This is a genomic window from uncultured Methylobacterium sp., assembly GCF_964242245.1.
In the GTDB taxonomy this organism is placed as follows: domain Bacteria; phylum Pseudomonadota; class Alphaproteobacteria; order Rhizobiales; family Beijerinckiaceae; genus Methylobacterium.
In genome coordinates this window covers 1-8,427 of the sequence record NZ_CAXTBY010000137.1, presented here as the reverse complement: position 1 = coordinate 8,427, position 8,427 = coordinate 1, and the positions used below count along the sequence as shown (strand labels likewise).

Sequence of the window (8,427 nt, the reverse complement as noted above, 5' to 3'; positions counted from 1 at the left end):
CCAAAGCTCTCCGCGTAGATCCGGTTGAAGGCCGGCCAGTTGTCGAGACCGACGAGGTAGGTCGTGACCTTCAGCACCCGCTCCGGCCCGCAGCCGGCCTCGGCGAGGATCGCCAGCAGGTTGGCGAGCGCTTGGCGGGCCTGCGCCTCGAACGGGCGGTCGACGGTGTGGCTGCCGTCGGGCAAAATCCCGAGCTGGCCCGAGACGAAGACGAGGTCGTGCCACGCGACGCCTTGCGCGTAGTGCCCGGCCGGCTCCGGCACGGACGGGCTCGCGATGCGCTCGATCGGACGTGTCATGGATACACTCACCAGCCGTTGATGCGGGGCCACGTCGCGGGCGGGCACCCCGCGGCGTCGCGCACGTGGTAGCACGCGTGCTGCGCGCCCGTCGCGCAGGCGTGGTTCGGCAGGGGGCGCAGGCGCGCCCCGAGCGGGAGGTCCGGCAGCGCAGCGGCCGAGCCGGGGCGGAGCGCCACGATGCCGTGCTCCTGGTCGGCGTCGCGCACGATCAGGTCCGGAATAGGGCCGCCCCGCGCGGTCGCAGACGAGGCCGTAGCCCTGATCCACGGCTTGGCGGGCAATCCCGCGGTCGCGCGACAGCGCCATCCAGCCGGCATCGCCGATGATCCAGCCCCGTGCGCGCTGATGGCCGATCACGGTGGCAAGCACCGAGCGCGCGACGCCGTCGGTCGCGCAGGCACCGATACCGGCCTGGAACAGGTCGCCGAACATGAACACGCCCGCACCTCGGTGATGCCGGAGGCGCCCGGCGAAGCGCGCGGTCGGCGTCGAGCCGACGCTGACCACAGGGCAGGCCGGCCTCGCTGAGGTGGCCGGCCGTCGTCACGACGGCCGCGCCCTCGGCCTCGGCCGCCACGGCGATGGCTGCCGGGTCGCTCAGGGCGTAGCTGGCGCTGGCGCGGAGCAGAACGCCGCGGCCCGCGCCGCCCACGACGAGCCTGCCCGCGTCATCGGCCGCGATTCCCGGGCAGTGCCCGTCGGCATTGATCTTCGACACCGCGCGCTCCGGGTCCCAGTCCCGAATCGAGCAGTGGGAGGGTGAGGAGCCGTACGCGCTGATGCGCGTCACGATCACGAACGGCTTCGTCGTGGACGAGTCGCAGATCGGCCTGAAGTGATTCTCACCGCTTGCGGAAGATGGCAACCATATCGTCTTCCCGCAGGCGGGACGAGCCACCGGCATACTCCACCATCCTGCAGACCATGCCGATATCAAGGTCCTTGGGTCTTTCCCAAGGCTGGGGCGGTGTTTCCAGATAGTCGGTCTCGAACCCAGCAGATTCGAACGCTTCCCGAAGCTCGTCGGGGGTGAACTCGCGGACGTGCTTCCGGAAGAACATCGGCGGCTCCATCTTCAGCGCCTTGGCGATGCTGCTGTAGGCGCAGCCGTTCGGCGTGGTGCAGACGGCGATCCCGCCGGGCTTCAGGATGCGGTGCATCTCCGAGACGAGGCAGCGCACGCCCGAGCCGTTGAAGATGTCGACGGGCCCGCTGCCGTCCTGGTCCTTGATGTGCTCGATCACCTCCAGGCAGAGCGCCACGTCGTGGCTCGCGTCCGTCACGTCCGTCATCGGTGTGCGAAGATCATTGGTCGTCACCGCAACGCGCATGCCCTGCTCACCGAGGAAGTGCGTGATGATCGATTGGCCGCCGACCTCGATGACGCTCGCCGACTTCTCGATGAATGGAGCCATGATCCTGAACGTCATCACCCATCTGCTCTCGTGGAACCAGTAGTAGCCCAAGCCCTCGTGGAGCGGGGCGTTGTGGGGATCGGCGATCGCCTGCTGCTCCATGTCGACGATGGTGGCTCGAACGGTGTCACGGAAACCCTGAAACCATTCCGAGATGCCTCCGGGTATCGCATCCGGGATCGGGTCGAGCGGCGGCGCTTCAGGTTTCCGATACCAGCCCTGGTAGTTCTGAGAAAGTCCGTGGATAAGGAAATGCTCCAGCGGATCAAATCCTGCCTTCGCAACATCTGGATTGGCCTTCAAGTATCCCTTCGAGCTGAAGAAGGCATTAGGATCTCTGTATTCTGCCCGGCCTATGCGCATGTAGTGCTGCGCGGGCGTAAGACCGGACCCTTCTACGTCTGGATATTCTCTTTTATAGAACAATGGATCAAACCCAGGGATCAATCGGTCTGATCTCTTCTTAAGAATCAGATCGAGTATATCGACTACCTTCATCATTCAATCTCAAGCAAAACCTCAGTTGAACTTGCCTTGACATCATCCACCTCGAAGTGGATCAGGTGGTCACGCCGGCGACTTGAGGGTGTTATCCCTTGACCAGCACGGGGATCAATCTCACTCAGGACACAGTCGGCGATCGTGCAATCGCCACGGCCCGGGTGCCGGGCGTGCTCGGCAGCGAGGGCATCGCGGGCGTGACGCCGTGGAGGCCCGGCAGCTTCCCCGCCATCTCCAATCCGTTCACCGTCAGCGGCGGCATGATCGGTGATGGCCATCGCGCTGCGTCCCCTGTTCCCGCGGCGGCGGTGTAGGCCGGCCGAGGGGCGCCGTCGCGCCCTGCCCACTCCGGCCGCAGGTGCAGCGCGAGTCGCCGGCGATCAGGCCGCCCGGAGCACGAAGTCGTCGGCGACCGCGTCGGTGTGCACGTCGAACTGCGCCAGCAGCGCGGTGCCGAAGCTCGTGGAGATCGCGACGTCGGTGGCGTCGCGGCCCCGGGCGATGACGATGCGCCCGATCCGGCGGGCGTCGTGCCGGGCGTCAAAGGTGTACCAGCGGCCCCCGTCCGGTCCTGCGAGGTAGACCTCGAACCACGCCGAGAAGTCCATCGGGTTGACGTCCACCGGCACGCCGATATCGCCGAGATAGCCGGTGCAGTAGCGCGCCGGGATGTTCATGCAGCGGCAGAGGGCCACCGCGAGGTGGGCGTAGTCGCGGCAGACGCCGACCTGCTGGTTGTGGCCGTCGAAGGCCGAGCGGGTCGCGTCGGCGAGCTGGTAGTCGAAGCGGATGCGCCGGTGGACGTAAGCCACGATCGCCTGCACCCGCGCCCAGCCCTCCGGCGTCGCGCCGAACAGCGACCACGCGAGGCCCGAGAGCTTGTCGGTCTCGCAGTAGCGCGAGCCCAGCAGGAACACGAGCGCCTCGTCGGGCAGGTCCTGGACCGCGTACTGCGTCGCGTCCGGGGCGTAGACGTCGAGTTCGCCGCTATCGGCGATCAGGAAGTCGGCCGAGACCGTGACGCGCCCGCCTGGCGACAGCAGCCGCACGCAGGTGTTGCCGAAGCCGTCCGTGTAGGTCCGCATCGGCACCGCGGGATCGACCCGCATCGCGTCGGATGTCAGGAGGTCGATGGCGCGCGAGGGGTGGACGTTGAGCTGGTAGGTCAGCGCCGTCGGCCCGAACGTGTCGTAGCCGATCGTGTAGCCGCACCGGATCTTCATGAGCTTGCCCCCGCGAGACGAGAAGAGATTCCAAAGAACGGTACGAGCCAATGTTCCGCGATGTTAAGGGCCGCCCGGTGCAGTCGCCGCTCAAAGAGTCGGCACGTCGCGGCAAATCCAGGCGACGCGCACGGATGTGACGATGATCCGCGGGCGGGTGCTGGCGGCGGTCGTGGGCAGGGTGGCATGCGCCTTCGGCAAGGCTGACGCGAATGCGCGCAACGGTGTCGCCCGGCTCACGACGTCCGGTGTCATCGGCCGGCAAATGTCCGCGCCGTGCCCGGAATCCCGGTGGACGACGCCGGTGCTTCCGGCGATACAATTGCCCAAACACGGCGGGGAGGGTTGCGCTTGGCACGGGACGTCATCCTCGCGACCCGCGGGTTGACCAAGGAGTTCAAGGGCTTCCGCGCGGTCAACGACGTGGCGCTCGAAGTCGTGCGGGGCACGATCCACGCGCTGATCGGCCCGAACGGCGCCGGCAAGACCACCTGCTTCAACCTGCTCACCAAGTTCCTCAGCCCGACGGCCGGGTCGATCCGCTACAAGGGCCGCGACATCAGCCGGATGAAGCCCGCCGACGTCGCCCGCCTCGGGCTGGTGCGCTCGTTCCAGATCTCGGCGGTGTTCCCGCACCTCACCGTGACGGAGAACGTCCGCATCGCGCTCCAGCGGCGCAGGCGCGGCGACTCCTTCGATTTCTGGCGCTCCGAGCGCGTGCTGCGCGGCCTCGACGGGGAGGCCCTCGCGCTGGTCGATCAGGTCGGCCTGTCGGAGTTCGCCGGGCATCAGGCGGCGGCTTTGTCCTACGGCCGCAAGCGCGCGCTGGAGATCGCGACAACCCTGGCGCTCGATCCCGAGATGCTGCTGCTCGACGAGCCGATGGCCGGGATGGGCCACGAGGACATCGCGCGCACCGCTGCCCTGATCCGCCGGGTCGGCCAGGATCGCACCATCCTGATGGTCGAGCACAACCTCTCGGTGGTGGCCTCGCTGTCGGACCGCATCACCGTACTGGCCCGGGGACAGGTCCTGGCCGAGGGCGACTACGCCACCGTGTCGAAGGACCCGCGCGTGATCGAGGCCTACATCGGGGCCGGGCATGCCTGAGGCGGCCCTGAAGGGCGTTCCCCGCGCGGCCGACGCGCCGCTGCTGGCTTTGCGCGGCCTGGAGGGCTGGTACGGCGAGAGCCACGTGCTCCACGGGATCGACCTCGACGTGCGGGCCGGCGAGGTGGTGACGCTGCTCGGCCGCAACGGCGCCGGCAAGACCACGACGCTGCGCGCGATCATCGGCATCCTGGGGCGGCGCAGCGGCTCGATCACCTACGACGGCGTCGAGACGATCGGGATGGCCTCGCGCCGCATCGCGCGGCTGGGCCTCGGCTACGTGCCGGAGGAGCGCGGCATCTTCGCGAGCCTCACGGTCGCCGAGAACCTGATGCTGCCGCCGAAAGTGAAGCCCGGCGGCATGTCGATACCTGAGATCCACACCCTGTTCCCGAACCTGAAGGAGCGCGCCGGAAGCCAGGGCACCAAGCTGTCGGGGGGCGAGCAGCAGATGCTGGCGATCGGCCGCATCCTGCGCACCGGCGCCAAGCTGATCCTGCTCGATGAGCCGACGGAAGGGCTCGCCCCGGTGATCGTCCAGCAGATCGGCCGGACGATCCGGGAGTTGAAGGCGCGCGGCTACACCATCGTGCTGGTCGAGCAGAACTTCCGGTTCGCCCAGACGCTGGCCGACCGGCACGTGGTGATCGAGCAGGGCCGGGTGGTCGACACCATCGAGAACGACGCGCTTGACGCCCATATCGACAAGCTCCACGCCTATCTCGGGGTCTGATCGACCCGGACACGTCAACCGGCAGCAAGTCCGGACCCAAGAACACGAGCGCCGGACGAGGCTTGGCGACGATCGGGCGCTCAGGCCCGACCACCGGCCGGCGCACCGAGGAGGAGAGAACGGATGCTGAAACGACTCGTGTGCGCCGCCGCCCTCAGTGCCCTGACCGCGGGCGCTGCTGCCGGGCAGACGCCGGTGAAGATCGGCGTGCTGGGCGACCGTTCGGGGGTGTACTCGGACATCAGCGGCGAGGGCTCGGTCATCGCGGCCCGCATGGCGGTCGAGGATTTCAAGGCCGCCGAGCACGGACTCACGGTCGAGATCATCGCGGCCGACCATCAGAACAAGCCCGATGTCGGCGCCGGGATCGCCCGGCAATGGTACGACCGCGACGGCGTCGACATGGTCATCGACGGCGTGACCTCCTCCGTGGCGCTGGCGGTCAACCTCGTCACCAAGGAGAAGAACCGGGTCTTCATCGATACCGGCGCGGGCACGGCCGACCTCACCGGGCCGCAATGCACCCCCAACACCGTCCACTGGGTCTACGACACGGTGGCGCTCGCCAACGGCACCGCCGGCGCCATGGTGAAGCGCGGCGGCGACACGTGGTTCTTCCTCTCGGCCGACTACGTCTTCGGCCAGACGCTCCAGCGCGACGCCTCGGCGGTCGTCACCAGGAACGGCGGCAAGGTGATCGGCTCGGTCAAGACGCCGTTCCCGACCGCCGACTTCTCCTCGTTCCTGCTCCAGGCGCAGGGGTCCGGCGCCAAGGTGATCGGGCTCGCCAACGCGGGCGGCGACACCATCACTTCGATCAAGCAGGCGGGCGAGTTCGGCATCACCGAGGGCGGTCAGGCGCTGGCGGGCCTGCTCGTGTTCTCGTCCGACGTGCACTCGCTGGGCACCAAGGTGGCGCAGGGCCTCGTCCTGACCGAGCCGTTCTACTGGGACCTGAACGCGGGCACCCGCGCCTTCTCCGAGCGCTTCGTGAAGGTCTCGGGCGGCAAGCAGCCGACCTCGAACCACGCGGGCGTCTACGCGGGCGTGCTGCACTACCTCAAGGCGGTCGCTGACCTGAAGACGACGGCGGACGGCGCCAGGACCGTCGCCAGGATGAAGGAGATGCCCACCGACGATCCCTTGTTCGGCAAGGGGACGATCCGCGCCGACGGGCGCAAGATCCACGACATGTACCTGTTCGAGGTCAAGAAGCCGGCCGAGTCGAAGGGCGAGTGGGACCTCTACAAGACGCTCGCCACCATCCCCGGCAACGCGGTGTTCCGCCCGCTGGCCGAGGGGGGCTGCCCCCTGGTCAAGGGCTGATGCCGCGCGGGCGGCCGGGGCACCGGCCCCGGCGGCGCAGGGTCCTCACGGGAACGCGAACGCAGGGTTGAGCGGGGATGACCACGATCTTCGGCGTGCCGACGCAGGCCCTGTTCGGCCAACTCCTGCTCGGGCTGATCAACGGCTCGTTCTACGCGATCCTCTCGCTCGGGCTGGCGATCATCTTCGGGCTGCTGAACATCATCAACTTCGCCCACGGGGCGCTGTACATGGTCGGCGCCTTCGTCGCCTGGATGCTGCTCAACTATCTCGGGCTGAACTACTGGTGGGCGCTCGGGCTCGCGCCGCTCATCGTCGGCGCCTTCGGCATCGTGCTGGAGCGGGTGCTGATCGCGCGGCTTTACAAGCTCGACCACCTCTACGGCCTGCTGCTCACCTTCGGGCTGGCGCTCATCGTCCAGGGCCTGTTCCGGAATTACTACGGCGTCTCGGGCCTGCCCTACGCGATCCCGCCGGAGCTGTCGGGCGGCCAGCGCCTGCCGTTCATGTTCCTGCCGAACTACCGCGCCTGGGTCGTCCTCGCCTCGGCTGTCGTGTGCCTGGCGACTTGGCTCGTCATCGAGAAGACCAAGCTCGGATCGTACCTGCGCGCGGCCACCGAGAACCCGACGCTCGTCCAGGCCTTCGGCGTCAACGTGCCCCTGTTCCTGACGCTGACCTACGGCTTCGGCGTGGCGCTGGCCGGTTTCGCGGGCGTGCTCGCAGCGCCGATCTACTCGGTCAACCCCAACATGGGCGCCGACATCATCATTGTCGTCTTCGCGGTGGTGGTGATCGGCGGCATGGGCTCGATCCTCGGCTCGGTGATCACCGGCTTCGCGCTGGGCCTCGTCGAGGGCCTGACCAAGGTGTTCTACCCGGAGGCCTCGGCCACCGTGATCTTCGTCATCATGGTGCTGGTCCTCCTGGTGAAACCCGCCGGCCTGTTCGGGCGGGCCGCATGATGGACGACGAGCACATCAAGGGTCGCACGTCCCCGACACGCGCACCGTGCCCCCTCTCCCGTGCGGGAGAGGGTTGGGGTGAGGGATCAGGTCTTACCGGACAGGTCGCATCCCTCACCCTGTCCCTCTCCCGCACGGGAGAGGGGACCCGCGCCCGGTCCACAGGCGGACCGCTTCCGCCGACACGGTCACCGAGGCTCGCCTGACATGGTCGACACCGCCGCCATCGCCCCCGCGGACGCCGCCCCGATCCTGCCCGTGCTGGCCGAGGGCCGGGACGACCGCGCGCTGCATCGCCGGATCATGCTCGGCATCGCCGCCGTCCTCGCGGTGGCGCCCTTCGTGCTCTACCCGGTCTTCCTGATGAAGGTGCTGTGCTTCGGGCTGTTCGCGCTCGCCTTCAACCTGCTGCTCGGCTACGGCGGCCTGCTCTCCTTCGGCCACGCGGCCTACTTCGGCATGGCGAGCTACATCTCGGCCTACGCCGCCAAGGTCTGGGGGCTGACGCCGGAGGTCGCGATCCTGGCCGGCACGCTGACCGCCGCGCTGCTCGGGCTGGTCTTCGGCGCGCTCGCCATCCGGCGCCAGGGCATCTACTTCGCGATGATCACGCTGGCGCTCGCGCAGATGGCGTACTTCGTCTCGCTCCAGGCCAAGTTCACCGGCGGCGAGGACGGCATCCAGGCGGTGCCGCGCGGCGCCTTGTTCGGGGTGGTGAGCCTGTCCGACGACCGGGCGCTCTACGGCCTCGTGGCGCTCGTGTTCCTCGGCGGCCTGCTGCTGATCTACCGCATCATCCACTCGCCGTTCGGGCAGGTGCTGAAGGCGATCCGCGACAACGAGCCCCGCGCG

The 8,427-nt window shown here is 68.4% G+C and carries 11 protein-coding genes and 1 pseudogene; 7 read left to right on the top strand and 5 right to left on the bottom strand.

From position 1 onward, the window contains the following. From ACFE8Y_RS19285 to ACFE8Y_RS19275, 3 genes and pseudogenes are all read right to left on the bottom strand, one after another. On the bottom strand, positions 1–299 hold a 299-nt coding region (locus ACFE8Y_RS19285; protein ID WP_375465993.1), incomplete at its 3' end, for a RidA family protein. A gap of 8 nt (positions 300–307) precedes the next feature. Then, on the bottom strand, positions 308–619 hold the full coding sequence (locus tag ACFE8Y_RS19280; RefSeq protein WP_375465992.1) for a hypothetical protein: 312 nt from the start codon (positions 617–619) through the stop codon (positions 308–310). Between the two features lie 27 nt (positions 620–646). Beyond that, a pseudogene (locus ACFE8Y_RS19275) lies at positions 647–734 on the bottom strand (hypothetical protein); the annotation flags it as partial. Between the two features lie 272 nt (positions 735–1,006). On the opposite strand from ACFE8Y_RS19275, the gene ACFE8Y_RS19270 reads away from it, so the two are divergent. Next, a complete protein-coding gene (locus tag ACFE8Y_RS19270; protein ID WP_375465991.1) occupies positions 1,007–1,141 on the top strand; it encodes a hypothetical protein in 135 nt (44 codons plus the stop codon). Between the two features lie 3 nt (positions 1,142–1,144). Here the strand turns inward: ACFE8Y_RS19270 and ACFE8Y_RS19265 are convergent, their stop codons facing one another. Further along, a complete protein-coding gene (locus ACFE8Y_RS19265; RefSeq protein ID WP_375465990.1) occupies positions 1,145–2,020 on the bottom strand; it encodes a methyltransferase domain-containing protein in 876 nt (291 codons plus the stop codon). Positions 2,021–2,313: 293 nt separating this feature from the next. Here ACFE8Y_RS19265 and ACFE8Y_RS19260 point away from each other — a divergent pair, with 293 nt between their 5' ends. Continuing rightward, positions 2,314–2,532: a hypothetical protein gene (locus ACFE8Y_RS19260; protein WP_375465989.1), complete on the top strand. Its 219-nt coding sequence runs from the start codon at positions 2,314–2,316 to the stop codon at positions 2,530–2,532. A 66-nt stretch (positions 2,533–2,598) separates the two neighbouring features. On the opposite strand, the gene ACFE8Y_RS19255 is transcribed toward ACFE8Y_RS19260, so the two are convergent. Then, on the bottom strand, positions 2,599–3,441 hold the full coding sequence (locus ACFE8Y_RS19255) for a transglutaminase family protein (RefSeq protein ID WP_375465988.1): 843 nt from the start codon (positions 3,439–3,441) through the stop codon (positions 2,599–2,601). Between the two features lie 351 nt (positions 3,442–3,792). Here ACFE8Y_RS19255 and ACFE8Y_RS19250 point away from each other — a divergent pair, with 351 nt between their 5' ends. From ACFE8Y_RS19250 to ACFE8Y_RS19230, 5 genes are all read left to right on the top strand, one after another. Next, positions 3,793–4,551, top strand: coding sequence for an ABC transporter ATP-binding protein (locus tag ACFE8Y_RS19250; RefSeq protein ID WP_375465987.1), 759 nt, complete (start codon positions 3,793–3,795; stop codon positions 4,549–4,551). Then, positions 4,544–5,284: an ABC transporter ATP-binding protein gene (locus ACFE8Y_RS19245; protein WP_375465986.1), complete on the top strand. Its 741-nt coding sequence runs from the start codon at positions 4,544–4,546 to the stop codon at positions 5,282–5,284. The genes ACFE8Y_RS19250 and ACFE8Y_RS19245 overlap by 8 nt, the downstream gene beginning before the upstream one ends. Positions 5,285–5,407: 123 nt before the next feature. After that, entirely contained in the window at positions 5,408–6,610 is a 1,203-nt protein-coding gene (locus ACFE8Y_RS19240) for an ABC transporter substrate-binding protein (protein WP_375465985.1), read from the top strand. Positions 6,611–6,687: 77 nt separating this feature from the next. Next, positions 6,688–7,575, top strand: coding sequence for a branched-chain amino acid ABC transporter permease (locus ACFE8Y_RS19235; RefSeq protein ID WP_375465984.1), 888 nt, complete (start codon positions 6,688–6,690; stop codon positions 7,573–7,575). Between the two features lie 207 nt (positions 7,576–7,782). Continuing rightward, positions 7,783–8,427, top strand: a 645-nt coding sequence (locus ACFE8Y_RS19230; protein ID WP_375465983.1) for a branched-chain amino acid ABC transporter permease, incomplete at its 3' end; no start/stop codon positions are given.